General features: G+C 63.6%; 25 protein-coding genes. 12 read left to right on the forward strand and 13 right to left on the reverse strand.

Annotated elements, in window-relative coordinates:
- Positions 1 to 6: 6 nt before the first annotated feature.
- From EP867_RS14315 to EP867_RS14330, 4 genes are read right to left on the reverse strand one after another with little or no spacing between them, the layout of a single operon-like run.
- Entirely contained in the window at positions 7 to 798 is a 792-nt protein-coding gene (locus tag EP867_RS14315) for an SDR family NAD(P)-dependent oxidoreductase (protein WP_128490169.1), read from the reverse strand.
- The gene (locus tag EP867_RS14320; RefSeq protein ID WP_128490170.1) at positions 791 to 1,489 is read right to left on the reverse strand and encodes an acylneuraminate cytidylyltransferase family protein; all 699 of its coding nucleotides are present in this window, start codon (positions 1,487 to 1,489) and stop codon (positions 791 to 793) included. Before EP867_RS14320 ends, EP867_RS14315 begins: the two co-directional genes overlap by 8 nt.
- Positions 1,486 to 2,427, reverse strand: coding sequence for a Gfo/Idh/MocA family protein (locus tag EP867_RS14325; RefSeq protein WP_128490171.1), 942 nt, complete (start codon positions 2,425 to 2,427; stop codon positions 1,486 to 1,488). Before EP867_RS14325 ends, EP867_RS14320 begins: the two co-directional genes overlap by 4 nt.
- Before the next feature lie 25 nt (positions 2,428 to 2,452).
- Entirely contained in the window at positions 2,453 to 3,094 is a 642-nt protein-coding gene (locus tag EP867_RS14330) for a GntR family transcriptional regulator (RefSeq protein ID WP_164888880.1), read from the reverse strand.
- Positions 3,095 to 3,187: 93 nt separating this feature from the next.
- Here EP867_RS14330 and EP867_RS14335 point away from each other — a divergent pair, with 93 nt between their 5' ends.
- Positions 3,188 to 4,165, forward strand: coding sequence for a bile acid:sodium symporter family protein (locus EP867_RS14335; RefSeq protein ID WP_128490173.1), 978 nt, complete (start codon positions 3,188 to 3,190; stop codon positions 4,163 to 4,165).
- 111 nt (positions 4,166 to 4,276) lie between these two features.
- Here EP867_RS14335 and EP867_RS14340 read toward each other — a convergent pair whose 3' ends face one another.
- From EP867_RS14340 to EP867_RS14365, 6 genes are read right to left on the reverse strand one after another with little or no spacing between them, the layout of a single operon-like run.
- The gene (locus tag EP867_RS14340) at positions 4,277 to 6,088 is read right to left on the reverse strand and encodes an ABC transporter ATP-binding protein (RefSeq protein ID WP_128490174.1); all 1,812 of its coding nucleotides are present in this window, start codon (positions 6,086 to 6,088) and stop codon (positions 4,277 to 4,279) included.
- Positions 6,089 to 6,108: 20 nt separating this feature from the next.
- Positions 6,109 to 7,911 (reverse strand): gamma-glutamyltransferase family protein, encoded by a 1,803-nt coding sequence (locus tag EP867_RS14345; protein WP_128490175.1) that lies wholly within the window; start codon positions 7,909 to 7,911, stop codon positions 6,109 to 6,111.
- 15 nt (positions 7,912 to 7,926) lie between these two features.
- A complete protein-coding gene (locus EP867_RS14350) occupies positions 7,927 to 8,799 on the reverse strand; it encodes an ABC transporter permease (RefSeq protein WP_164888881.1) in 873 nt (290 codons plus the stop codon).
- Positions 8,796 to 9,743, reverse strand: a complete 948-nt coding sequence (locus tag EP867_RS14355) for an ABC transporter permease (protein ID WP_128490176.1) — start codon at positions 9,741 to 9,743, stop codon at positions 8,796 to 8,798. The genes EP867_RS14350 and EP867_RS14355 overlap by 4 nt, the downstream gene beginning before the upstream one ends.
- A gap of 60 nt (positions 9,744 to 9,803) precedes the next feature.
- Positions 9,804 to 11,312, reverse strand: coding sequence for an ABC transporter substrate-binding protein (locus EP867_RS14360; protein WP_128490177.1), 1,509 nt, complete (start codon positions 11,310 to 11,312; stop codon positions 9,804 to 9,806).
- 18 nt (positions 11,313 to 11,330) lie between these two features.
- Complete coding sequence (locus EP867_RS14365; protein WP_128490178.1) at positions 11,331 to 12,086, reverse strand: FadR/GntR family transcriptional regulator; 756 nt, start codon at positions 12,084 to 12,086, stop codon at positions 11,331 to 11,333.
- Between the two features lie 421 nt (positions 12,087 to 12,507).
- On the opposite strand from EP867_RS14365, the gene zwf reads away from it, so the two are divergent.
- The 10 genes from zwf to EP867_RS14415 all read left to right on the forward strand — a co-directional run bounded on the left by zwf (position 12,508) and on the right by EP867_RS14415 (position 21,953).
- The gene (gene zwf / locus EP867_RS14370) at positions 12,508 to 13,950 is read left to right on the forward strand and encodes a glucose-6-phosphate dehydrogenase (protein ID WP_128490179.1); all 1,443 of its coding nucleotides are present in this window, start codon (positions 12,508 to 12,510) and stop codon (positions 13,948 to 13,950) included.
- 1 nt (position 13,951) lies between these two features.
- Positions 13,952 to 14,623 carry a 6-phosphogluconolactonase gene (pgl, locus tag EP867_RS14375; RefSeq protein ID WP_128490180.1) on the forward strand — a complete coding sequence of 224 codons (672 nt, stop codon included), beginning with the start codon at positions 13,952 to 13,954 and terminating at the stop codon, positions 14,621 to 14,623.
- A gap of 3 nt (positions 14,624 to 14,626) precedes the next feature.
- Positions 14,627 to 16,264: a glucose-6-phosphate isomerase gene (pgi, locus tag EP867_RS14380; RefSeq protein ID WP_128490181.1), complete on the forward strand. Its 1,638-nt coding sequence runs from the start codon at positions 14,627 to 14,629 to the stop codon at positions 16,262 to 16,264.
- Between the two features lie 72 nt (positions 16,265 to 16,336).
- Positions 16,337 to 16,963, forward strand: coding sequence for a LuxR C-terminal-related transcriptional regulator (locus EP867_RS14385; RefSeq protein WP_128490182.1), 627 nt, complete (start codon positions 16,337 to 16,339; stop codon positions 16,961 to 16,963).
- A gap of 85 nt (positions 16,964 to 17,048) precedes the next feature.
- Entirely contained in the window at positions 17,049 to 17,453 is a 405-nt protein-coding gene (locus EP867_RS14390) for a universal stress protein (protein WP_128490183.1), read from the forward strand.
- A gap of 62 nt (positions 17,454 to 17,515) precedes the next feature.
- Positions 17,516 to 18,142 (forward strand): CDP-diacylglycerol--glycerol-3-phosphate 3-phosphatidyltransferase, encoded by a 627-nt coding sequence (pgsA, locus tag EP867_RS14395; protein WP_128490184.1) that lies wholly within the window; start codon positions 17,516 to 17,518, stop codon positions 18,140 to 18,142.
- The gene (gene moaD, locus EP867_RS14400) at positions 18,139 to 18,390 is read left to right on the forward strand and encodes a molybdopterin converting factor subunit 1 (protein ID WP_128490185.1); all 252 of its coding nucleotides are present in this window, start codon (positions 18,139 to 18,141) and stop codon (positions 18,388 to 18,390) included. Before pgsA ends, moaD begins: the two co-directional genes overlap by 4 nt.
- A 3-nt stretch (positions 18,391 to 18,393) precedes the next feature.
- Complete coding sequence (locus tag EP867_RS14405) at positions 18,394 to 18,855, forward strand: molybdenum cofactor biosynthesis protein MoaE (RefSeq protein ID WP_128490186.1); 462 nt, start codon at positions 18,394 to 18,396, stop codon at positions 18,853 to 18,855.
- Positions 18,856 to 18,967: 112 nt separating this feature from the next.
- Positions 18,968 to 21,247 carry an NADP-dependent malic enzyme gene (locus tag EP867_RS14410; protein WP_128490187.1) on the forward strand — a complete coding sequence of 760 codons (2,280 nt, stop codon included), beginning with the start codon at positions 18,968 to 18,970 and terminating at the stop codon, positions 21,245 to 21,247.
- Between the two features lie 103 nt (positions 21,248 to 21,350).
- On the forward strand, positions 21,351 to 21,953 hold the full coding sequence (locus tag EP867_RS14415; RefSeq protein WP_128490188.1) for a glutathione S-transferase: 603 nt from the start codon (positions 21,351 to 21,353) through the stop codon (positions 21,951 to 21,953).
- Here EP867_RS14415 and yddG read toward each other — a convergent pair.
- Complete coding sequence (gene yddG / locus EP867_RS14420; RefSeq protein WP_128490189.1) at positions 21,914 to 22,819, reverse strand: aromatic amino acid exporter YddG; 906 nt, start codon at positions 22,817 to 22,819, stop codon at positions 21,914 to 21,916. The two genes, EP867_RS14415 and yddG, sit on opposite strands and share 40 nt — an antisense overlap.
- A 135-nt stretch (positions 22,820 to 22,954) precedes the next feature.
- On the opposite strand from yddG, the gene EP867_RS14425 reads away from it, so the two are divergent.
- Positions 22,955 to 23,416 (forward strand): thioredoxin family protein, encoded by a 462-nt coding sequence (locus EP867_RS14425; protein WP_128490190.1) that lies wholly within the window; start codon positions 22,955 to 22,957, stop codon positions 23,414 to 23,416.
- Here the strand turns inward: EP867_RS14425 and EP867_RS14430 are convergent.
- Entirely contained in the window at positions 23,413 to 24,660 is a 1,248-nt protein-coding gene (locus EP867_RS14430; protein WP_128490191.1) for an NAD(P)/FAD-dependent oxidoreductase, read from the reverse strand. The two genes, EP867_RS14425 and EP867_RS14430, sit on opposite strands and share 4 nt — an antisense overlap.
- Positions 24,657 to 25,619 (reverse strand): ornithine cyclodeaminase family protein, encoded by a 963-nt coding sequence (locus EP867_RS14435; RefSeq protein WP_128490192.1) that lies wholly within the window; start codon positions 25,617 to 25,619, stop codon positions 24,657 to 24,659. Before EP867_RS14435 ends, EP867_RS14430 begins: the two co-directional genes overlap by 4 nt.
- Positions 25,620 to 25,884 lie beyond the last annotated feature (265 nt).

The raw sequence follows: 25,884 nt of genomic DNA on the forward strand, positions 1-25,884 counted from the left end.
AATAGCTTACCAGCCCGAGAAGCCGCCATCCACATTGACCAGCTGCCCGGTCATATAGCCCGCAGCCTTTGAGGCCAGGAAGAGCATCGCATCGGCGATCTCATCGGGCTTTGCCATGCGGTTGAGCATGATCAACTCGCCCACGCGACGCTGGAACTCATCGGAATGGCCGTTGAAGACCGCACCCGGGGCGATGGTGTTCACCGTTGCCCCCCGATCCGCCCAATAACCGGCGAGCCAGAGCGTCAGCCCGTGGATGCCCGCTTTCGACACGCCATAGGCCGAGAAATTCTTGAAGGGCATGCCGTCATAGATCCGGTGATGCGCGCCGTTCAACGCATACATCGAGGCCACGTTGATCAGCGTGCAGGGATATTTGCCGACAATATCGCGGTCCATCTGACGGGCGACCATGAAGGGCGCGGTCAGATTGGTGCGCATGGTCTTTTCCCAGTCCTTCACCTCAAGATCGGCGAAATCCGGGAAGCCCTTGCCCGCGCCCATCAGCAACTCGCCGGTGATGGCGGCGTTGTTCAGAACGACATTCGGCTCCCATCCGTCGGCCAGGATGCGCTTGAAGATCTCAACAACCTGATCTTCTTCCGAGACATCCAGCTCATAAAAGCGGAAATTCTCATTGCCGGCATGGGCTTCTTTCAGCGCCTCGGCGCGGTGGCCCGGCAGGTCTGACCCGATGACGCGTGCACCTTCATCCAGCATGCGGCGGACATAGGTGCTGCCCAGCACCCCGCCCGAGCCGGTGATGAAAACGGTGCGACCTTGAAGTTGCTCAGCCATTCTGGGCCTCTTTCAGCAGAAATTCGACAAGACGGAAATCAAACTCGCTGTCGATATCGACACAGCGCTCGGGCGGCATCAGGAAGGGGATCACACGCCCCTCCCAAAGACCTTTTGAGCGGCGCAGATAATCCGGCGAGACCACATAGGTCGAGGCCGCATGCTCATAGACCACCGGGGCCTGCTGGCGCGCGACGACGCCACCCGGCAGCGGCTTTGAGACATGCAAAGCCCCGCTGGCATCGGGTTCCACGAGGTTGAAGTAGGGGTTCTTGCGCGCCTCGCAGCAGGACATCACCATATCGGGATCCTGCTCATCAAAGAGGACCAGCGCATTGGTGATGTCTTCCGCCAGCCGCAGCGGCGAGGTGCAGTCGAGGTCCAGAAAGGCCTCAATCGGCGCATCCAGAAGCGGCTGAGAGACCTCAAGCGCATGCTGCCAGACGCCCCATTTGCCCGCACCATCGGTCGCCAGATGATCCGGGCGCAGCCCGATCTTCAGCGCACCTCTGGCGATGGCATGCTCATAGATCTCTTCGTCATCGGTTGAGACAACGACCGCATCCACCGCCGGATGCGCGAAAAGCTGATCCAGCGACCAGTCGATCAGCGGCTTGCCGCAGATCTCACGAAAGTTCTTGCGCGGCACACCCTTAGAGCCTTTGCGCGCGCCGATATGACCAAGGATCATGGCAGTTCCTTATCGATGGTACCGATGAATTCGCGGGCCTGCCAGCAGTCGGCGACCAGCCGTGCCGATGGCAGCGCCAGATCAAGCCGGGGCAGATGTTCCACATCTGACGTGGCGCGGCCCTCAACCAGGGCCAGAAAGTCGCGCGAGATCGCCATGAACATGGCGTTGCGCTCCAGCGGCCGCTCATGCTGCGTCACGCCGTCGAAAGTTTCACTGCGATAGTCCTGGGCCACGTAATCAAAGTGATGCCGCGCCCGGGTGCCGCGCAGAATGGCCTGGCGGTGCATTTTCGGCGTCAGGTAATCCATGGTGACCTCGCCGGTCACCTGCGTATTGCGCAGCGAAATCCGGCTGGCCATATCAACGCCCCGATAGCCGGCATGGCCCTGAGCCTCCACGCTCACCGGAGCAAGACCGGGGAAGAGACAGGCCGCCATATCCAGCTCGTGACACAGATCCAGCAGCACACCGCCGCCCTCCGCCTTCGCCGCATAACTCTCTGAGAAGCGCCAGTTCTGCCGCCATTGGGTGACATCATGGCCAATGGTCAGCGAAAACTGAAAGATGTCAGACAGATCCGTCTGCGCCAGCACCCGGAAAGCCGGGTGATACCGCATCATATAGCCCAGCATCGAGCGATCGGCGATCGCACCGGTCACCCGCTCAATGGCAGCCAGCTCATCGCGGCGAAAGGCCAGGGGCTTTTCAATAAAAAGCGGCTTCTCCATCCGCGCGGCCACTTCGATCAGCGGCAGGCGCAGATCGGTGGCAGTGGCCACCACCAGCGCATCATGCTGCGCCAGATCCGCCTCAAGCCCCGCCAGCCCCCAATCGCGCCAGCCCCTCAGCGTGACTTCCGCGCCCAGGGCGGCCAGGTTTTCCGCATGGCGCCGCCCGATAGAGCCGGCACCCGCAACAAGAATTTTCGTGACCATGAAGGGCCTCCTTCGGGCGGCGAGATTACGCGCTTTCCACCGTCGCCGCCAGCACCGCCAGAGAAGCCCGCGCCGAGGCCCGCAAATGATCGCGCATGATGCGGGCCGCCGCCTGGGCATCGCGTGCGGCAATGGCCGTGACCAGTTCAGCATGCTCGCGCGCCGAGCGCAGCCGCCGCCCGTCAGACCGCAGCTGTGCCCCCCGCAGCGCATCAAGCCTGCGCCGCATCTCCCCGGCGACCCGCGCCAGCTCACGATTGCCCGACATCGCACAGATCCGCTCGTGCAGCCGCAGGTTCAGATCCGGATACTCCTCTGCCGGCGCACGATCCATCACCGAAAGGAGTTCCTCAAGCGACATCACCTCCGCCAGAGTGCCGCGATGCGCCGCCATCCCGGCCAGAAGCCCCTCCATCTCCGCCAGAGCCTCAAACTGATCCAGCAGCAGATCGCTGTCGGGGCGGATCACCTCAACCCCGCGCCCGGCGCGGCGCTGCGCCAGTCCGCGGGCACAAAGCTCAGTCAAAGCCTCCCGCACGGGGGTGCGCGAACAGCCAAAGCGCTCCGCCAGGGCCACTTCCTCCAGCCGCGCCCCGGATGGCAGAAGCCCTGTCAGAATATCGGAGCTCATCTGGTCAGCCAGTCGCAGAGCAAGCGTCAGCGTCATTGCGGAGTTCCCCTTGGAATGCATACATAACCAGAGTATCAGCCTTCCTGCGTATACAACACCCGGATCATTGGGTTTGCACAGGAGAGCGCAATGTCACTCAGCCGGATCGAGAGCGCCCTGAAGCGTATCGGACTTGACCGTTACATGATGCTTCTGGTGCTGACGGTGCTTCTGGCGAGCTTCGCCCCCGCCAGCGGAGACTTCGCCGCAGTCCTGCGCCAGATCACATGGTGGGCCGTCTCGCTGTTGTTTTTCATCTATGGCGCCAAACTGTCCACTGCGACAATTGTCACCGGCCTGGCCAACTGGAAGCTGCAGCTCGGCGTTCTGCTGTGCACCTTCGCGCTTTTCCCGCTGCTTACCCTTGCGATGAAGCCGATGATCCTCATGGGTCTGCCGGTCGCCATCGGTGTGGGCTTTCTCTACATCGGCTGTATGCCCTCAACGGTGCAAAGCTCCATCGCCTTCACCTCTGTCTCCAATGGCAATGTGGCAGGCGCGGTCTGTGCGGCCTCCATCTCCAACCTGATCGGGGTGATCCTCTCACCGCTTCTTTTTATGGCGCTGATTCCCGGCACCAGCGGCTATGGAATTGAACCCTCTGCCATCTGGAAAATCGTGCAGCAGATCCTTCTGCCCTTCGCCGTCGGCCAGCTCTGCCGCCCGCTTCTGGCAAATTTCCTGAATAAATACAAAACCCCGACCATGGTGGTCGATCGCGGCTCCATCCTTCTGATCGTCTATTCCGCTTTCTCCGCCGGGGTTGTGAACGGCATCTGGCAGGTTGTGCAGCCGGCCCAGCTTCTGATGCTGATCGGCTTTTGCGCGGCGCTGCTTGCCGTCGTCATGGGCATCGCCATCACCGCCGGCCGTCTCGCGGGCATGTCAAAGGCTGATCTGCTGGCTCTTTTCTACTGCGGCTCAACCAAAAGCCTCGCCACCGGCCTGCCCATGGCCGGCATCCTCTTTGCAGGCCAGGACATCTCGCTGATCGTGCTGCCGCTGATGATCTTCCACCTGCTGCAACTCGTGGTCTGCGCAATCCTGTCGCAACGCGTCCGCGCCTGATTTTGGCTTTTTAAAAGTACTCCCGGGAGGGGCCCGGGGAGGGCAGGCAGCCCTCCCCAGCGGCCGCAGTAAAAAGCCCCCGTGCCGGTTCGGCGCGGGGGCTTTTTCAGATCAGGCGGTCATCACGAAATGCCCGGGCCCGGCTTCGCGGTAAGCCCGCACCGGCGGCACAAAGCCCAAAGGCCGCACCGGCGATTTCAGCTCATCCACCGGCGTGTTGCGGCGCAGAGCGCGACGGTCCGGATCGGGCACCGGCACGGCAGCGATCAGCTTTTTGGTATAGTCATGCTGCGGATTGCCGAAGACCTGCTCGCGCGGGCCGATCTCAACGATCTCGCCAAGATACATCACCGCAACCCGGTGGCTGATGCGCTCGACCACCGCCATGTCATGGCTGATGAACAAAAACGCAATGCCCAGCCGTTCCTGCAGATCCATCAGCAGGTTACAGACCTGCGCCTTGATCGAGACATCCAGAGCCGAAACGGATTCGTCGGCCACAATGACCTTCGGCTCCAGCCCCAGCACCCGCGCAATCGCCACCCGCTGGCGCTGACCGCCGGAGAACTCATGCGGGTAACGGTCCATCATGGCCGAATTCAGCCCGACCTGATCGAGCAGCTCCGCCGCCCGCGCACGGGCGGCCGCGCCTTTGGCAATGCCGTGCTTGATCAGCGGCTCTGCCACCGCCTGGCCCACGGTCATCCGCGGGTTCAGCGAAGAGAAGGGGTCCTGGAAGATCATCTGGATGTCGCGGCGCATGGCCTGCATCTCAGCGCCTGAGAGCTTCAGAACATCCCGGCCCTGCAGCGAAATCTCACCGTCCCGCGGGTTCACCAGCCGCATGATCGAACGGCCCGTGGTCGATTTCCCGCAGCCCGATTCCCCCACCAGCGAGAGGGTCTCCCCGGCCCAGAGGTCAAAGCTCACCCCTTCGACCGCATGAACGGCCCCCGTTGCCCGGTTCAGAAGCCCCGATTTCACGTCAAAGCGCGTCACCAGGTTTTTGACCGACAACAGCGGCGCGGCAGAGTAATCCACTGGGCGGGCCTGGGGCGGCAGCGGCGAGATCGCCCCGGTCGCCATATCCACACGCGGGAAGCGCAGCGGCTTATCCGCCCCCTCCATCGCGCCAAGCGCAGGCACGGCGGCCAGCAGGGCGCGCGAATAGGGGTGATCGGCATTGCGGAAAATCTTTTCCGTGGTGCCGGTCTCGGCCTGATCGCCGCGGAACATCACCACCGTGCGGTCGGCGATCTCTGCCACCACGCCCATATCATGGGTGATGAAGAGAACCGCCATGCCCTCTTCCTGCTGCAGCTCTTTGATCAGATCCAGGATCTGCCCCTGGATCGTCACATCGAGGGCCGTCGTCGGCTCGTCAGCGATCAGCAGTTTCGGCCGCGCCGCCAGCGCCATGGCGATCATCACCCGCTGGCGCATCCCGCCGGAGAACTCATGCGGATATTGATCAAAGCGGCGGTCAGCATTGGGGATGCGCACCCGCTCCATCATGGCGATGGCAGCGGTGCGGGCCTCGTCTTTCGACATCTCTTTGTGGCGGATCAGCACTTCGGCGATCTGCCGCCCCACGGTATAGGCGGGGTTGAGAGAGGTCATCGGCTCCTGAAAGATCATCGCGATCTCATTGCCGCGCACATCCTGCATCCCGCGCTCAGAGAGCGCGAGAAGGTTGCGGCCGTTCAGGATCACTTCGCCCTCAATCCGGCTGTTATGCGGATCGAGCAGCCGCATGATGGAAAGCGAGGTCACCGATTTCCCGGAGCCCGATTCCCCCACCACGGCCACGGTTTCCCCGGCGTGGATCTCAAAGCTCAGATTGCGCACCACCGATTTCCAGCCCTCTTCGGTGCGGAAAGTGGTGGTCAGATTGCGCACACTCAGAACGGGTTCAGTCACGATACCATACTCCTCGCAGGTCCTCAGCGGCCTGCGGCATAGGCCTGCATCAGGCGGGGGGTGGCGGCGGCACGCAGAAGGCCGTCCTCGTCACGGCGGGCTGCGGTCAGGCGACCGATATCCCAGGAACCGGAGACGGTGACTTTATGGCCGCGTGCTTTCAGATCGGCGATGGCTTCCGCACCGATGCGGTCTTCGATCATCATCACACCGGGATCCATGGTGCGCGGATAGAACGAGGCCGGGAAATGCGAGCTGTGGAAGAGCGGCCCGTCAATGACCTGCTGCAGGTTCATTTCGCTGTGCACATAGCGCAGGAAGAAGCCAAGCTGCCACTGGTCCTGCTGGTCGCCGCCGGGCGTGCCGAAGGCAAGCGTCGGTTTGCCGTCTTTCAGCGCGAGCGAGGGCGTCAGCGTGGTGCGCGGACGTTTGCCCGGAGCGAGCGAGGTCGGCAGACCCTCTTTCAGCCAGAACATCTGCGCGCGCGAGTTCAGGCAGAAGCCCAGCCCCGGAATGATCGGCGAGGACATCAGCCAGCCGCCCGAAGGCGTGGTCGAGACCATATTGCCCCAGCGGTCGATGACATCGATATGCACGGTATCGCCGCGCTTTTCGGTGTTTTTGTCATCGGCGGTGGCCAAGTGTGCCATGGTCGGCTCATAAACCGCCTGGCCTTTCTGCGCGCCAAGGATCTCCATGGCCAGCGCGACCTGGGCTTCAAAGCCCGGCACCACGCCGGGGCGCAGCTCCATCGACGCCTGATCGGTGATCAGCTTCGCGCGCTCAGCGTTATAGGCATCCGACAGCAGATGCTCCATCGGGATCTCTGCGAAGTCGGGATCGCCGTAATAGACCTCACGGTCGGCATAGGCGAGCTTCATGGCCTCGATGACGGTATGGACGAATTCCGCGCCCATCGGGTCCATATTGGCGATATTGGTATGCTTCAGGATCGCAAGGGTCTGGGCAAAGACCGGGCCCTGGCCCCAGGGGCCCTGTTTGCAGATGGTCCAGCCCTCATAGTCATAGGTCAGCGGGGCCTCGATGGTGGCTTTATAGCCCGCCAGATCTTCCGCCGTCAGCACGGCTTTGTGCTTGCTGCCGCTGGCATCCATGACCTCTGCGGTCTTGAGCCATTCACACATCTCTGCGGCGATCTCACCGCGGTAGAAGAAGTCACGCGCCGCATCGATCTGCGCTTCGCGGCCCTGAACCTTCTCGGCGGCCTCAACGATGCGGGTCCAGGTGCGGGCGAGTTCCGGCTGTTTGAAAAGCTTACCGGCCTCAGGCGCTTTGCCGCCCGGCAGCCAGTGGGCATACGAGGTCGGCCATTCTTTCTCAAAGAACCCGGCCAGATCCTTGATGGTATTGGCGACGCGCGGCAGCAGCGGGTGTCCGTCACGGGCATAGCCGATCGCGGGCTCAAAGACCTCCCGCACCGACATGGTGCCATAGTCGCGCAGCATCAGCATCCAGCCGTCGAAAGCACCGGGGATGACGGTCGACAGAAGCCCGTCGCCGGGGATCAGATCGATGCCTTCAGCCTTATAATGCGCGATGGTGGCGCCTTTCGGGGCCGGGCCCTGGGCGCAGATCACCTCAACCTTACCGGTTTTCTCGCTGTAGAAAATGGCGGGCATATCGCCGCCAAAGCCGTTCAGATGCGGCTCAACCACGATCAGCGTCAGTGCGGTGGCGACGGTCGCGTCAAAGGCATTGCCGCCTTTTTCCAGGATCGACATGCCGACGGCGGTGGCAATCCAATGGGTCGAGGTGGCCACGCCGAAGGTGCCGGTGATTTCGGGACGGGTGGTGAAAGTGCTCATCTGAAATATCCGTCTTCAGTGTTCGCGCGGGTCCAGCGCATCGCGCAGACCGTCGCCCAGAAGGTTAAAGCCAACCACAACAAGGAAAATCGCAAGGCCGGGGAAGAGCGCATAGGTCGGAGCCTGGCTCAGGAAGTTCTTTGCCGTATTCAGCATCGACCCCCAGGACGGCGCGGGCGCCTGCTGGCCGAGGCCCAGGAACGAGAGCGAGGCTTCCGCAATGATCGCAGTGGCGATGGTCAGGGCGGCCTGCACGATGATCGGCGGCACGATATTGGGCAGGATGTAACGGCCCATGATCTCAACATGGTTGAGGCCCACGGCGCGGGCGCCCTCGACATAATCTTCCGCCTTCACGGCCAGAACCTGGCCGCGCGTCAGCCGGATGATGATCGGCATGGCCGAAAGCCCGATGGCGATCATGGCATTGGTCAGTGACGGCCCGAGGAAAGCGGCAAGCGCGATCGCCATAATCAGGAAGGGCATCGCCAGCAGCGCCTCAGTAATGCGCGAGATCACCATATCGACCCAGCCGCCGAAATAGCCCGCCAGCAGACCCAGCGGCACGCCGGTGACCAGCGCAATCGCCACCGAAATGGTGCCCGCCAGCAGCGAGGCGCGCGCGCCCCAGATCATGCGCGAAAAGATATCGCGACCGATCTCATCAGTGCCCATCCAGTATTGCGCATTGGGGGCAAGGCGGATGGCGGTCCAGGAGGTGGCATTGGGGTCTGCGATAGGCAGAACCGGTGCCAGCAACGCCAAGAGTGCGATCGGCAGGATGATCAGCGCGCCGACGATGGCCGAAGGATTGCGCCTGAGCGAGCGCCAGGCCCGCGAGGGTTGCTTTTTCGGCAGGGCGGGGGAGGTGTTTGCAGCAGAACTCACAGCTGGGCCCTCAGACGCGGGTTGAGAAGGACGTAAAGCACATCGGCGATGATGTTCAGAAGGATGAAGCCTGCGGCGGTGCAGAGCACCACGCCCTGAACCACGGCGTAATCGCGGGTAAAGACGGCATCCACGATCAGCTTGCCAAAGCCCGGAATGGTGAAGATCTGCTCGGTCAGAACCGCGCCCGCCAGCAGCTCACCAAAGAGCAGCGCAGTCAGGGTGATGATCGGCAGAACCGCATTGCGGAAGGCATGGCCCAGCACGACATTGCTGCCCGCAAGGCCCTTGGCCCGTGCGGTGCGGATATAGTCAGACTTCAACACCCCCATCATCGACGAGCGGGTGTGACGCAGCAGCGTCGCCGCCAGACCCGTGGCCAGCACGAGGGCCGGCATGATCATGGTCTTCATCGAGAGCGCGAAATTCTCGAAAGGCGAGACATAGCCCGAGGCCGGCAGCCAGTTCAGGTTTACTGAGACCAGCAGGATCAGCATGATCCCCAGCCAGAAGTTCGGCACCGACAAAAGCGTCAGGGCAATGAAGTTCGCGGTGTAATCGCCTGCGCGGCGCTTGCGCACGGCGGCATAGATGCCTGCGGGCACACCAAAGAGGAAGGCAATGCCAAGCGCCATGGTGGCCAGTTGCAGGGTCACGGGCAGCTTTTGCCCGATCAGCTCCAGCACCGGCTGGCCGGTGCGCAGAGAGGTGCCGAGATCCCCGGTCAGAGCCGCCCCGATCCAGCGCAGATACTGCACGATCAGCGGATCATTGAAGCCCAGCTGTTCGCGGATGGCTTCGAGAGTGGCGGGATCGCGTTCTTCGCCCGCAAGAGCCAGCACCGGGTCACCGGGCAGCAGCTTTTGCAGAAAGAAGACGAAGACGGAAACAAGCAGAAGGGTGGGGATCGCCACCAAAAGCCGCTTGGCGAGAAAGATATGCATGGCCGGGGTCCGCACGGGCCGCTTTCGGGAGATGTCCCCCGAAAGCGGCGGGTTTCAGGATCAGTCGTTCAGTTTCACGCCCTGCAGGCGGATCATTGCATCCGGATAGGCTTTGAAGCCGTCCAGTTTCGCTGTGAAGCCGTAGAGGTATTTCTGGTGGCCAAGGGTGATGATCGGCAGCTCATCGGTGACGATGGCAGCGAATTCATCATATTTGGCTTTGCGCACAGCCGGATCGGTCGAAGCACGGGCCTCGTCGAGCAGACGGTCAACTTCGGCGTTGCTGTACTTCGGATCGTTCAGACCACCTTTCGAGTGGTAGAAGGTGTGGACGTTGCCATCCGGATCCGGGCGGCCCGACCAGTCAGAGCGGCTGACTTCATAGTCACCGGCCGACTGCTTATCGAGCAGCGTCGCAAATTCGGTCGAGATCAGCGAGATGTCAAAGCCTGCCTCGGCGGCCATGGCTTGGATCATCTGCATGGTCTGGGTGACCACCGGGTTGTTGTGGTGCTGCAGGGTGAAGGCCACGCGGTCAAAACCGGCTTCTTTCACCAGAGCCTTGGCTTTTTCGATGTCGCGCGGCTCGACCGGCAGGTTCTGGTTGTACCAGGGCGAGGTCGGCGGCCAGGGCTGGTTGCCGGCCAGAGCGCCGCCCGAGAAGACAACCTGGTTGATCGCTTCGCGGTCGATTGCATAGGAGAAGGCCTGACGCAGCGCCTTGTGCTGACCCATCGGCTTTTCGGCATTGGCGCCGTTGCCCATGTTCACATAGATGCCCATCGAGCCAAGGCCCACAGCTTCGGCATAGCCAAGCGAGGCATCGCCCTTCACGGTTTCAGCATCGGTTGCCGCAATGCGGTCCACCAGCTGCACATCCCCCGAGCGCAGGTTCGCCAGACGCACGGTGGTGTCCGGGATCGGCAGGAAGGTCACCTTGTTGAGGTGGATCTCACCGGCATTCCAGTAGTCAGCGAATTTCTCAAGAACGATGCGGTCCTGAGCGACGCGCTCGACGAATTTGAACGGGCCGGCGCAGACCGGGTTCGCGCCGAAATCCGCGCCTGCAGCTTCAGCCGCTTTCGGCGAGACGATCATACCTGCGCGGTCAGACAGCTGTGCAACCAGCGAGGCATCGGGCTTTTTCAGCGTGAAGGTCACCTGCAGCGGGCCGGTGGCTTCCACCTTTTCAATCGAGGCCAGCTCGGATTTGCGGCGGCTTTCTTTCAGGGTCATGTTGCGGTTGATGGTATAGACCACCGCTTCCGCATTCATCACTTCGCCGTCGTGGAATTTCACGCCGTCGCGCAGGTTCATCACCAGCTTCAGCCCGTCGTCCGAGAAGGCCCAGTCGGTGGCCAGCATCGGCACCAGCTCGACGTTTTCGTTCACATCAACCAGCTTGTCGCAGAGCGACGAATAGACGATCCGGCCGACGAACGAGCGCGACTGCGCCGGGTCGAGCATGTCGGGATCGTCCTGCAGTGCGATGCGCAGGTCCGCAGCCTGGCCCGCAAAGGCGAACAGGCAGCCGGCAAGGGCGGTGGTGGCAAGGGTTTTCCAGGTCATGTCGAGACTCCTCTGGGCTCAGAACGGAAGGACGGGCGGGGCGGCATTCAAAGCAGGAATGCCCAGGCTTTCGCGGCTCAGACGCCGCAGCCAGCGGTGCTGTACGTCGAGAAGGTGATCGCACATCGCCTGACCGGCGCGCTGGCTGTCGCGCGCTTCGATGGCCTCAATCAGGGCGATGTGGTGGATATTGACCTGGTCGGTCACGCCCGGCTCGGTGCGGGCGTTCTCGCGGGTCGTTTGCCAGAAGGGCTCTTCGCGGATGCGGTTCATCACATCAAAGAGCGACAGCAGAATGCGGTTGCGGGCCGCCAGAGCGATCTGGCGATGAAAGGCGCCGTCCCAAAGCTCGCAGGCTTCGGGGTCTGAAGCCTCGATGCTGCGCCGGTTCAGCTCTTTCATGCGGGCGATGTCGTCACTGGTGGCGCGCAGCGCGGCCAGCTGCGCCAGTTGCGGCTCAACCCGCAGGCGGGTCTCAATGGCTTCCTCGACCGTGGTGCCGGGCAGGGTGGCATTGATCTGGCTTTCGAGATTGCTGCGCGGCGAGCCGATCCAGGTCCCGGCCCCCTGACGGCGCCAGATCAGCCCCTCTGTTTCAAGCACCTCAAGCGCCTGGCGCAGGGCATGTCGGGTGATCCCAAGCAGGGCGGTCAGTTCACGCTCGGTCGGGAGCTTCCGGGTGCCACCCGCCGCTGAGCTGGCGATCATCCGGCGCAGCTCATTGAGCGCGAAATTCGCACCCTGGGTTTGGGACAGATCAGAAGCGCCGGTCATGGTTCAACCATTTCACTATTGGTTGCACCCCTTTTGACCGGAAATCCGGCGCAGGGGAATACGATAGTTTCAATTTTTGCCTGAAATGGGTGATTTTGTGACTATTTTAGCGCCACAATAGTCGGAATGATTGATTTTTAATCGGGGTGAGAGGGCGCGTTAAGGGGGCTGGCCTTCCTGCGGGAAATTGGTTGGAAGTGGTTGGGGGCAGTTTTCGCCGTTCCGGCTCTGGTTTTCCCGCCGGCAGCCGGGCGCGCGCTTTCAAAAATTCTGCTGAAAAATCATCCTCTTCTGAGACATTGGGGGTTTTCCGCCCCCGCAGGCTGCGGGCTTCTTTCGGTACCGCCGGAGCGGTGCTAAGCTGCGCTGCGGCGCCTGAAGGGTGCTGAACTGGTAAGCCCCTGAGGGGCAGGGGGCGATTGTGGTTTCACGTGTGATTCCGGTGGATGCATTCGATCTGGTCGTCTTTGGTGCCACCGGTGATCTGGCCTGCCGGAAGATTCTCCCCGGCCTCTACCGCCGCTACCTCGGGGGGCAGGTGACCGAGCGCTGCCGCATCATCGGGGCAGCGCGGGGGCCGATGACCCGCGCCGAGTGGCAGGCGATGATCGCTCAGGCCTTAAGTGAGCATGTCGCGAAAGATAAGCTGAAGGCCGATAAGGTTGCGGGCTTCCTTGAGCGTCTGGAGTTTGTGGCCGTCGATGCCCGGGGCGGGCAGGGCTGGGCGGATCTGGCGGCCATGATGCGCGAAGGCGTGGTGCGCGCCTTCTATTTTTCGGTCGCGCCCGATCTGTTCGGCCCGCTGGCCGAGCGGCTGCGCGCCCATAATGTGGCCGATTCCGGCAGCCGGATCGTGGTGGAAAAGCCTTTCGGACATGATCTCGCCACGGCGCGCGAGTTGAACGCCACCCTCGCGCAGCATTTCGACGAGACGCAGATTTACCGCATCGACCACTATCTGGGTAAAGAGACCGTGCAGAACCTGATGGCGGTGCGCTTTGCCAATATTCTCTTCGAGCCACTGTGGAACGCGCAATATGTCGATCACGTTCAGATCACTGTGGCCGAGACCGTAGGGGTCGCCGGGCGCGGCGCCTATTACGATCGCGCCGGCGCGATGCGCGATATGATCCAGAACCATATGATGCAGCTTCTGTGCCTGATCGCCATGGAGCCGCCCTATCATTTTGACCCCGACGCCGTGCGCGACGAGAAGCTGAAGGTGATCCGCGCGCTGGACCCGGTGCGGCCCGAAGATGTCGTGCGTGGCCAGTATGAGGCGGGTGAGGGGCTGTCTTATTCCGATGAAGCGGGCAATCCCGACAGCCGGACCGAGAGCTTCATGGCCATGAAGGTCCATATCTCGAACTGGCGCTGGAAGGGGACGCCCTTTTATCTGCGCACCGGCAAGCGGCTGAAGGCTCGGGTCTCGGAGATTGCGGTGTTCTTCAAACAGCCGCCGCATACGATTTTTGACGATGCCTCCGGCTGGCAGGAGAACCTTCTGGTGATCCGTCTGCAGCCCGATGAGGGGATGAACCTCAAGGTCATGATCAAAGAGCCGGGGCCGGGGGGGATGCGTCTGGTGCGGGTGCCGCTGGATATGTCCTTCGCGGAGGCGCTGGGGGCGGAAGGTTCGGATATGCCGGATGCTTATGAACGGCTGATCATGGATGTGATCCGCGGAAATCAGACGCTCTTTATGCGCGGCGATGAGGTTGAGGCCGCCTGGAGCTGGGCTGATCCGGTGATCGCAGCCCATGAGGGGCGTCGTCCGCTGGCCTATGCCCAGGGGTCTTCGGGGCCGCTGGCATCAGACCGGCTGATGGCGCGGGACGGACGGGTCTGGAGGGAGCTGCATTAAGATGGAATTCATCGAATACGCCGATCGCGAGATGCTGTTTTTGTCGCTCGCCAATAAAGTCGCAGGAGAGCTGGGTCAGGCCCTGCGCTCGGCGGGTCATGCCACTCTGGCGGTGGCCGGGGGCACCACGCCGCTGCCGCTTTATGACCTTCTGTCGGCGGTGGAACTGGATTGGGAAAACGTCACCGTCATGCTGACGGATGAGCGCTGTGTGCCGGAGGATCACCCGCGCTCAAATCTGGGGCAGGTGCGCCGGCGTCTGCTGCGCGCGGCGGCAGCACCGGCGAAGGTGGTGCCGCTTTATCTGCATAACGCCGGCGAAGTCGGGCGGATTGAGCGCATCGCAGAGGCGGTGACCGCGCGTCTGCCGCTGAGCACGCTGGTCCTGGGCATGGGCGAAGATCTTCACATCGCAAGCCTGTTCCCGGGCTCTCCGCAGCTTGCAGAGGCGCTGTCCCCCTCTGCCCCGGTGGTGGTTGAGGTGAAGGCTCCGGGCCAGCCGGAACCCCGTGTGAGCCTGAGCCTGCCGGTGCTGCGCGATGCCATGAATATCCATCTGGTGATGCTCGGACAGCCTAAGCGCGAAGCCTTTGAGAGTTCAAAGGGTTTACCGGCAGATCTTGCGCCGGTGCGGGCAATCGCAGACAATGCGACCGTCCATTGGGCGGAGTGATTTATGCTGAACGACCAGTCCTGGCGGGAATTATCGCAGGCCGCGCTGCACCGGAAGGACAGCTCCATTCAGGCTCTCTTTGAGGCGGAGGATCGCGCTGCGCGTTTCTCAGCGCGGCTCCCCTATACTGACGGGGGCACTTCTTCAGAGATGCTCTTTGATTTCTCAAAGACGCTGATCGACGATGAGGTCCTGGCGCTGCTGCTGCGCATGGCGGAAGACTCCGGTCTTGCCGCGCGGCGCGAGGCGATGTTCACCGGCGCGCGGATCAATGAAACCGAAGGCCGGGCGGTGCTGCACACCATGCTGCGCGGCACGCCGGACCCGTCACTGCCGCAGGCGGATATTGCCTCCATGCAGGCCACCCGTGCGCGGATGGCCGCGCTCTGCGAGGCGGTGCGCAGCGGGGCCTATTCAGGGCCGGGGGGGCGCTTTACGGATATCGTCAATATCGGCATCGGTGGCTCGGATCTGGGCCCGGCCATGGCCAGCATTGCGCTTTCGCCCTTCCGCACGGGGCCGCGGACGCATTTTCTCTCGAATGTGGATCCCGCGCATGCGAACTGGATCCTGAGCGAGATGAACCCGGCGCGCACTCTGGTGCTGATCGCCTCCAAGACCTTCACCACCACCGAGACCATGGCCAATGCCCGCATCGTGCGGAACTGGCTGCAGACGGCGGTGGCCGACCCTGCCGCGCAGATGGTCGCCATCTCATCAGATGCGGCAAAGGCGGGCGAATGGGGCATTCCGCCGGAGCGTGTCTTTGGCTTTGGCGATTATATCGGCGGTCGCTACTCGGTCTGGGGGCCGGTCGGTCTCAGCCTGATGCTGACTGTGGGGCCGGAGCGCTTTAATCAGTTTCTGGCCGGTGCGGCCCATATGGATCAGCACTTCCGGACGGCACCTATGGCGCAGAACCTTCCGGTGCTGCTGGCCTTAAGCGGCGTCTGGCACGCCCAGGGCTGTGGCTATCCCACCCGGGCCGTTCTGCCCTATGATCAAAGGCTTGCACGCCTTCCGGCCTATCTTCAGCAGTTGGAGATGGAGAGCAACGGCAAGCGCGTCGCCATGGATGGCTCGGATCTGCCCTGCGACAGCGGCCCCGTGGTCTGGGGGGAGCCTGGCACCAATGGTCAGCATGCCTTTTATCAGCTGATCCACCAGGGCACGCGGATTATTCCCTGCGAATTTCTGGTGGCGGCGAAAGGCTGCTACCCTGAGCAGCAGGCGCAGCACCGCCTGCTGGTGGCCAACTGCCTGGCGCAGGCCAAAGCCCTGATGACCGGACGCAGTCTCGAAGAGGCCCGCGCGCGGATGGCCGCAGCCGGTCTGACCGGTGCTGAGCTTGAGCGTCAGGCCCGCCACAGGGTCTTTCCGGGCAATCGCCCCTCGGTCATGCTGGCCTATCACCGGCTCACGCCCTTTACCCTCGGGATGATCCTTGCGCTTTATGAGCATCGGGTCTTCGTGGAAGGCGTGCTTCTTGGCATCAACAGCTTTGATCAATGGGGCGTTGAGCTGGGCAAAGAACTGGCGCTGACCCTGGAGCCGATGCTGTCGGGCGAGCGGCCCGACGGTGGAATCGACGGCTCAACGCAGCAAATGGTGCGCTTCATGCGGAGTGAAGCCTCAGGCTGATGGCTGAGCCGGGGTTGAAATCGGGTTATCTGCCGCTAAGGTGCCCGGCGGAGCCTCGGAGGGGATGCGGATATGGCTGTGATTTCACTGCTGGTGGCGGATGACCATCTGCTGCTGCGGGACACGCTGGTCGCTCTGCTCAGCGCGCGGGGGGGCTTTGCGCTGACCACCGCCGGGACCCTTGATGAAAGCCTTGCCGCCATCCGCAGCCATGGCCGCTTTGACGTGATTCTGCTCGACTATGTCATGCCGGGAATGAACGGCCTGACCGGCGTGGCGGAGGTGGTGGCCGCCAATGCGGGCGGCGCGGTCGTGGTGATGTCCGGCAATGTCGCACGCAGCACGGTGGATCTGGCGCTGCAGGTCGGCGCGCGCGGCTTTGTGCCCAAGACCCTCTCCCCCCTTCAGCTGGCTGAGGCGCTGGCCCGGGTGGCAGAGGGCGGTGTCTGGCTGCCGCCGGATTACGACCGCGATGCCGCGGCGGTTGTCCTGCCGGGGCTGACCCCGCAGGAAACCCGGGTGCTGCGCTATCTCTGCGAGGGGCTTTCAAACAAAGAGATCGCCCGCGAGATGGATCTCACTGAGATCACCATCAAAACCCATATGCGCTCTGTCTGTGTGAAGCTCGGCGCGAAGAACCGCACCCAGGCTGCGCTGATCGGCGCGGTCCGTCTGGCCGAAAACGACGCTGCGGGCTGAGCCCGCTTTTTTCGCCGGGTTTGATCCCGATCAAAGTCAGCCCCCGGAGGCTCTGTCACAACAGGGCCATAACCAGGAGCTGATCATGTATCATAACATTCTCGTCCCCGTGACCCAGGACCATGAAGCGACCATCGCCTCCTCGATGGCGGCGGCCCGGGCGCTTTGTGCCGAAGGGGGGAAGATCACCCTTCTGACGGTGCTGGCCGAGATCCCGGTCTATGTCTCGCAATATCTGCCGCAGGATCAGTTGCAGCAGAATCTGGCGGATGCGAAAGCGGCGCTGGAGGCGGAGTTTGCAGGCCAGGATGTCCGCGTCGAGGTGCGGGCCGGCCATGCGGCACAGACCATTCTCGATCTGGCGAAAGAGAGCGCGCATGACCTGATTGTGATCGCCTCGCACCGTCCCGGTCTGCAGGACTATTTTCTTGGCTCAACCGCGGCGCGTGTGGTGCGCCACGCGCAATGCTCGGTCCACGTTCTGCGCTGAAATCGGGCAGGGGGGCCTCAGCCCCCCTTTCCGTCCCGTGATCCTTCGGCTATCCCTGTGCCATGCGGTGGACGGTTCCGAATATCCTTACGACCCTGCGCCTGCTCGCCGCCCCCGGCGTAGCGGTGATGTTCCTTTATTTTAACCGTCCCTGGGCCGACTGGCTGGCGCTGGCACTCTTTGTGACCGCGGCGCTGACCGACTTTGTCGACGGCTATCTGGCGCGGGCCTGGAAGCAGGAAAGCCGCTACGGGGCCATGCTCGATCCCATTGCCGATAAGGCCATGGTGGTGATCGCGATCATGGTGATCACCGGCTATTCCGGCATGAACCCCTGGCTCATCCTTCCGGCGGCTGTCATCCTGTTCCGTGAGGTCTTTGTTTCGGGTCTGCGCGAATATCTCGGCGCGAAATCCTCGCTGCTGAAAGTCACGCGGCTGGCAAAGTGGAAGACCACGGCGCAGATGGTGGCGATTGCGGTGCTGTTTCTTGCCACCGGCCTTGCCTATCTCGAAGCGGGCCGCAGCCCGGTTGTGGGTGAGGGCGAGGTGCCGGCAGGCGTCAGCTATGCAGCCCTTGCCAACTGGGCCGGTCTGGCCCTTATCTGGGTCGCGGCGATCCTGACCGCGATCACAGGTTTTGACTATCTGCGCAAAGCTGCGCCCTATCTGAAAGACGATCCGCAATGACGCTCGATCTGCTCTATTTTGCCTGGGTGCGCGAACGCATCGGTGAAGCACGGGAGCGGGTGGAGACGGAAGCGGCAACGGTGGCGGATCTGGTGGCCGAACTTGCCGCCCGCGAGCCGCGCTATGCCCTGGCCTTCTCGGATCTCACGGCTCTGCGCGTCGCGCTCGATCAGGAACTCTCAGAGTTTGATGCCCCGCTTGCGGGGGTGCGTGAGGTGGCCTTCTTCCCGCCGATGACGGGGGGCTGAGCCATGTCGGTCCGTGTGCAGGCTGAGGCTTTTGATCCGGGCGCCGAGCTGAACGCTTTTACCGCAGCGGCTTCATCTTCCGGTGCGGTGGTCAGCTTTTCGGGCGTGGTCCGCGATGTTGAGGGGGGCCTCAGCGTCATGGAGATCGAGCATTACCCCGGTATGACCGAAAAGGCGCTGGAGAAGATCCGCGCAGAGGCCATGACCCGCTGGGACCTGGAGGGGGCGCTGGTTATTCACCGTTTCGGCCCGCTGCATCCGGGAGAGGTCATCATGATGGTGGCCACCGCCGCACGTCACCGGATCGCGGCCTTTGAGGCGGCGGAATTTCTGATGGATTATCTGAAATCGCGCGCGCCCTTCTGGAAAAAGGAAGTCAGCGGTCAGGGAAAATCCTGGGTCGCGGCCAAAGAGGCGGATGAACAGGCGCTGACCCGTTGGGCGGGGCCGACCGACGCTGCGTAACCCTGCAGCGTTCACGTAAACTTCACGCTTTTGCGGAAGAACCTGTCTGAAAATCCATATACACCCCCGCCGGAATATAGTTTAGCCTTAAACAAAATCTCCGGAGGGGGCTATGGAAGAAAATCGCCACGAAAATCTCCGCCAGGCGGCGCTGGACTATCATGAGTTTCCCCGGCCGGGAAAACTTGAGATCCGCGCCACCAAGCCCCTGGCCACCGGCCGTGATCTGGCCCGCGCCTATTCGCCGGGTGTGGCGGAAGCCTGCCTTGAGATTAAGGCTGATCCTTCGACGGCCGCGCGCTACACTTCGCGCGGGAACCTGGTGGCGGTGGTCTCAAACGGCACCGCCGTGCTGGGGCTTGGCAATATCGGGGCGCTGGCTTCGAAGCCGGTGATGGAAGGCAAGGCGGTTCTTTTCAAGAAATTCGCCAATATCGACTGCTTCGATATCGAGGTGAATGAGAACGACCCCTATAAGCTGGCCGAGATCGTCTGCGCCCTCGAGCCGAGCTTCGGGGCGATCAACCTGGAAGACATCAAGGCGCCTGACTGCTTTATCGTGGAGAAAATCTGCCGGGAGCGGATGGGCATTCCGGTCTTCCACGACGACCAGCACGGCACGGCGATCGTTGTGGGCGCTGCGGCGACTAACGCTCTGCATGTCGCCGGCAAGCGTTTTGAGGATATCAAACTCGTTTCGACCGGCGGTGGCGCTGCGGGCATTGCCTGCCTGAACATGCTGCTGAAGCTGGGCGTGAAACGCGAGAATGTCTGGCTTTGTGACCTGCACGGCCTCGTCCATGAGGGCCGCGAAGAGGATATGAACCCCCATAAGGCCGCCTTCGCGCAGCCCGGTGGTCCGCGCAGCCTTGGCGATGTGATCGAAGGGGCGGATATGTTCCTCGGGCTTTCGGGTCCGGGCGTTCTGACCCAGGAGATGGTGAAGAAGATGACGGCGCAGCCGATCATCTTTGCGCTGGCGAACCCCACCCCGGAGATTCTGCCCGATCTGGTGCGCGAAGTGGCCCCCGATGCGATCATGGCCACGGGGCGTTCGGATTTCCCGAACCAGGTGAACAACGTGCTCTGCTTCCCCTTCATCTTCCGGGGCGCGCTCGATGTGGGGGCCAGCGAGATCAATGATGAGATGCAGCTTGCCTGCATCGAAGGCATTGCGCAGCTTGCCCGCGCCACCACTTCTGCTGAGGCCGCCGCCGCCTATCACGGCGAGCAGATGACCTTTGGCCCGAACTATCTGATCCCGAAGCCCTTTGATCCGCGCCTGATGGGTGTCGTGGCCACTGCGGTGGCCGATGCGGCGATGCGCACGGGCGTGGCCAAACGTCCGCTCGCGGATGTCGCGGAATATAAGCAGAAGCTTGATGGTTCGGTCTTCCGCTCGTCGATGATCATGCGCCCCGTCTTTGAGGCTGCACGCACCGCCTCGCGCCGCATCGTCTTTGCGGAAGGCGAAGATGAGCGCGTGATCCGCGCCGCTCAGGCGATTTTGGAAGAAACCACCGAGGTGCCGATTCTGATCGGCCGTCCTGATGTCATTGCGCTGCGCTGCGAACGTGCGGGCCTGCCGATCCGCCCGGACCGCGATTTTGAGATCGTGAACCCGCAAAGCGACAGCCGCTACCGCGATTACTGGGAGACCTATCACCGCCTGATGGAGCGGCGCGGCGTCACCCCTGACACCGCCCGCGCGGTGCTGCGCACCAATACCACCGCCATCGGCGCGGTGATGGTGCATCGCGGGGAAGCCGACAGCCTGATCTGCGGGGCTTTCGGACAGTATCTCTGGCATCTGAAATATGTCGAGGAAGTGCTGGCCCGCGATGGTCTGCGCCCGGTCGGCGCGCTCAGCCTGATGATCCAGGATCAGGGGCCGCTGTTTATTGCCGACACCCAGGCCCATGCAGAGCCCACGCCTGCGCAGCTTGCGGATATTGTGATCGGTGCCGCCCGCCACGTGCGCCGCTTTGGCATCACGCCGAAAATCGCGCTCTGCTCCTCGTCGCAGTTTGGCAACCTGAACACCTCCTCGGGGCTGCGGATGCGTGAGGCCATGGCGCTCCTCGATGCCATGCCGCTCGACTTTGAGTACGAAGGCGAGATGACGGTCGATCTGGCGCTTGACCCGGATCTGCGCGGGCGGGTCTTCCCCTCGGGCCGAATGGAGGGCGCGGCCAATGTGCTGGTCTTTGGCTCGACCGATGCGGCTTCGGGTGTACGCAACATCCTGAAAACCCGCGGCGATGGTCTGGAGGTCGGCCCGATCCTGATGGGCATGGGCAACCGCGCGCATATCGTGACGCCTTCGGTCACCTCACGCGGGCTTTTGAACATCGCGGCCCTCGCCGGCACGCCGGTTGCGAAATACGGCTGAGGGCGCTTGCGCCTGCCGCATCTGCTGCCATCATACCCCCGCCGCATCCACGGCGGGGGTTTTTGCGTTTCCGCGCCTGCCGCCGATCAGACAGAGGACAGCCATGCGTCTTTATTACTCTCCCACCTCGCCCTATGTGCGCAAAGTCATGATGGTGCTGCATGAAACCGGGCAGCTCGATCAGGTGGATCTGATCACCGCCGGGGGCACGCCCTATGAAACGGCGGCGCGTCCGGCCTCCTCAAACCCGCTGGGCAAGGTTCCCGCGCTGGAGCGCCCGGATGGTCCTGCGCTTTACGACAGCCGCGTCATCACCCGCTACCTCGACGCCAGGGGCAAAGGCGGGCTCTATCCTGAGGGGGAGGCGCTCTGGGATGCGCTGACGCTGGAGGCCACGGCGGACGGCATCCTCGATGCGGCGCTTCTGATGGTCTATGAGGGCCGTCTGCGCCCTGAGGACAAACATGTGCCTGAGTTCGTTGAGGCACAATGGGTCAAGATCGACCGCGCCCTCTCGGCCCTTGAGGAGCGCTGGATGGCGCATCTGCAGGGGCCTTTCGGCATCGGCCAGATCGCCGTGCTGGCGGCCTTGGGTTATCTCGATCTGCGTCATGCGGCGCGCGGCTGGCGTGCGGCTCATCCCGGGTTGAGCGCCTGGTTTGACGCTCAGGCCACGCGACCCTCTTTCGCGGCCACGGCCCCCTGACGCAGCTTTTGACCGGCGCGGGCTGCAATGACCGCGCCGAGCGTGATCAGGCAGGCGGCCAGACCCACCATGGGTGTCAGCTCCACCGCGCCGGTCAGCCAGAGGCCAAAGGTTGTCAGCAGCGGCGCGGCATAGGAGGCGACGCCCAGAAGCTGAATATCGCCGCGCTTGACGCCGATATCCCAGACGTAGAAGGCCAGCCCCACCGGCCCCGCGCCAAGCACCACCACAGAAATCCAGCCGGTGCTGTTTTGGGGCCAGAGCGTTTCCTCAAACCCCAGATGCAGCAGCGCCGAGAGCACCGCTGTGCCGAGGCAGTAAACCGCCACGGCCTCGGTCGGCACCGCCGCAAGGCGGCGTGAGCCTACCGAATAGATCGCCCAGGTGATCGCCGCCAGAAAGGCCAGCAGCAGGCCAAGCGCAGCCCCGGGCTGCGTCTCGGAGGGGGCGCGGGTCAGCACGATCAGCGCAGCCCCCGCAAAGCCCAGCAGGGCGCCGAAGATATGGCCCCGCGTCAGCCGCTCTCCGGGCAGCAGGCCCGAGAGCAGCACGATCAGCAGCGGCCAGAGGTAATTGATCAGGCTTGCCTCCACCGGAGAGGCCAGCCGCAGCGCTGAGAAGTAAAGCGCGTGATAGCCAAAAAGCCCGGCCGTGCCGAAAGCAAGCGCCTGCCAGGAGAGGCCGCGCAGCTTTCCCAGCGAGCCCGAGGCCACCAGCCAGCCCATCCCCAGCACACCGCCGATCCCGAAGGTCAGCGCATTGAGAAGCATGGCCGGAACCGGCTGCGACAGCACCGTCAGCGCCGCCAGAGAGGCCCAGAGCAGGATGGCAGAGGTTCCGATCAGCGTGGCCTGGGGGCGGGTCATGGCAGTCCTTTTCAGGGCGGTTTCGCGCAGACTTTTGCCGGTTACGGGCTTGTGACTCGGCGTCCGGTTGCAACCCTCTGGCATTGCGGGCAGGGCTCGGTCAATCCTGTGTTATCGGGGATCGGAGAAAGCGCGATGGAGCAGGCAAAAATCACCTGTCTGACCTGCCGTCAGATTAACAGGCTGGCGGTTGAAAAACTTCCCGAGCGTCCGCGCTGCGGCAGCTGCGGGGACCCTCTGATCACCGGGGGCGTGACTGAACTCGACCCGGTCTCGCATGACAAGGCGATCCGCAATGATGAGGTGCCGATCCTGGTGGATTACTGGGCACCCTGGTGCGGCCCCTGCCGGACCATGGCCCCGGAGTTTGCGCGGGCTGCCAAAAGCCTTTCGCCCTGGGTGCGACTTGCGAAGCTCAACACCCAGGATCACCCGGCCATCGCCACCCGCTCGCGCATTCAGGGGATCCCGCTGCTGATCCTTTATCATCGCGGCAAAGAGATGGGCCGTCTGGCAGGGGCGCGACCGGCGCGGGACATTATGGCCTTCGTCCAGACCACGCTCGATCCGCCCAAAGCTGCGCCGAAGAAAAGTTAAAAGCGCTCCGGCGCAAAGCGGGCCAGCGGCACGGGCGGGGTCTCACCGGCCATATCTGCGGCGATCATCTGCGCGGTGATGGCCGATGTGGCAAAGCCGATGTGCCCGTGCCCCGTCGCCACCCAAAGATTTTGCGGCCCGGCCACGCGCCCGATCGCCGGAACCCCGTCGGGCAGCGAGGGCCGCATGCCGCTGCGGGCCGGGGTGATGGCGGGCGCATGAATGCCGAGAACCTTTTGCGCCGCCTGAAGCGCAAGGGTGATCTGGCTCAGATCCGGCGTGCGGCCCGGCAGGGTCAGCTCCACCCCGCTTGAGACGCGGATCCCCTCGCGCATGGGGGTCATGACAAAGCCGCGCGCCACATCACAGACCGGACGCGACAGGCGGATCTGTCCGGCGGGCAGATGCGCCGACCAGCCGCGCTCTGCCACCATGGGAAGCCGCAGACCCAGCGGGCGCAGCAGCGCCGCGCTCCACGCTCCGGCGGCGATGACCACGCGGTTGGTGCGGATCTCACCGGCGCCGGTGCGCAGAACCCAGGCCTCCCCCTCACGGTGCAGCTGTGCCATCGACGCCTGGAGGAAGGCGCCGCCAAGACTTTGATAATGGCGGAAATAACTCAGCCCCACATCCCGCGGACTGTCGACGGACATGGCGCTGTGGTAATGCAGCGCCCCCGCATAGACCGGGGCCAGATCCGGCTCAAGCGCCTGAAGATCAGCGGCACTCAGCCGGGTGACCGGCACGCCAAGGTGCTCCATCAGGCGGAGCTCGTCCTCCTGCGCCGCGCCCGGAGGGCTGCGGTAAAGCTTTGTCCAGCCGGTGCTGCGAAAGTGCGGCAGGGCGCCTGAGATCTGCGCCAGCCGCACATGCGCGCTCTGGGCGGCGGCGGTCAGCGGGGCAAGCGCCTCTGCCGTGTCGCTGACGCTGCGGGCATTGGCGCGTGCCAGAAAACGGCGCAGCCAGCCCGACATCGCCGGAAGATCGGCCAAATGAAGCCGCAGCCCCGGGTCGCGGTTCATCAGATAGCGCGGCAGCGCCCGCCAGAGGCCCGGCCCCGCCATGGGCAGAACCGAGCCGGGCGAGAGCACGCCCGCATTCACCCGCGAGGCGGCATCGCAGGGCGGCGCGGGATCCAGCAGCAGAACGTTTTCCCCGCGCAGCCGCAGCTCAAGCGCAAGGGTCACGCCGATGATACCGGCGCCTGCAATGATCACATCGGGCCGCGCAGGATGCGGGTTCATCTGGGCAGCTCCAGCCCAAGGCCGGAGGCGCGGGCGAGGCTTTCAATGCGCGCGGCAAGGGCGAGGTCGCAGAGCGGCGTTCCGGCAAAAAGCAGGGCAGACGCGCCGCCACCGCGACGGATCTTTCCGGTCAGCAGATCGCCGATCTCTCCGTCAAAAGGCCCGCCGTCCAGCAGCTTGCCCTGCGAAATCAGCGCTTCGCTCTGTTCCGTGTCATCCGTAATCACCAGCTCAAATACCCCGCGCCAGGGGGCCTGATGCCAGGAGCGCCCCAGATCCACCGCAGAGACAAAGGCTCCCTCTTTCAGCCAGCGCGGATCGAGAAAGGACCGGAACTGCGGAGCGGGCGGCACCGAGGAGACCACGACATCCATCCCCCTCACGGCCTCCTGCGGGTCAGAGGTGATCTCAGCGCGCAGGCCCAGATCCGTCACCCGCGCCGCAAAGCGCGCGCGGGAGGCCTCGCCCCGGCCGAAGATCCGCACCCGCTCCAGCCCCGGCAGAGCGAGGCGCAGAGCATCAAGATTGGCATGGGCCTGTGCGCCGCAGCCGATAAAGCCGGCCGTCGTGCTGTTCGGATCTGCCAGATATGTCGCCGCAAGCCCGCTGCAAGCCGCCGTCCGCGTGGCGGTGATCCAGCCTGCATCAAGGATCACCCGGGGCAGGCCGGTCGCCGCATCGCTGAGCACGATCACCCCATTGATTGAGGCAAGCCCCGCCGCAGGATTTTGCGCGCAGACGCCGACCCATTTGACGCCCGCCACCGCAGGCTCTGCCAGCATGCCCACCATGGCCATGGCCACATCGCTGCCCTCGAGCGCGACGGAGGTCTTCGGCGCCATCCGCGTGCGTCCGGCGGCTTTCAGGCGAAAGGCCTCCTCCACGGCCTCACGGGCCAGCCGGGCATCGGGGCGCAGAGCGGCAATCGCGTCAGAAGAAAGATAGAGAAGCGGCATCATGGCAGATCTGTCCGAAGCTGTGCTCTCTGCGCTTAGGCGAGCGGCGCGGGATTTGCGATGGCTCTCAGCATTGACGCAGCAGTTTGCAAAGCGGGTGTGACCAGCCGGGCACCGCGGCCTCTGCAAACGGCTGCTCTTTGAGGCAAAAGCCCTCGTCCGGCGCCGAGGCACCCTCAGGCGGCAGAGCAACGAAGGGGAGGAAAGAGGTGGTCGCACGAATTCGGACCAGGAGCTAAGCTTTAGCGCCTGAGGAGGAACCGGTCCG

This window comes from Falsigemmobacter intermedius (genome assembly GCF_004054105.1).
GTDB classification, from domain to species: domain Bacteria; phylum Pseudomonadota; class Alphaproteobacteria; order Rhodobacterales; family Rhodobacteraceae; genus Wagnerdoeblera; species Wagnerdoeblera intermedia.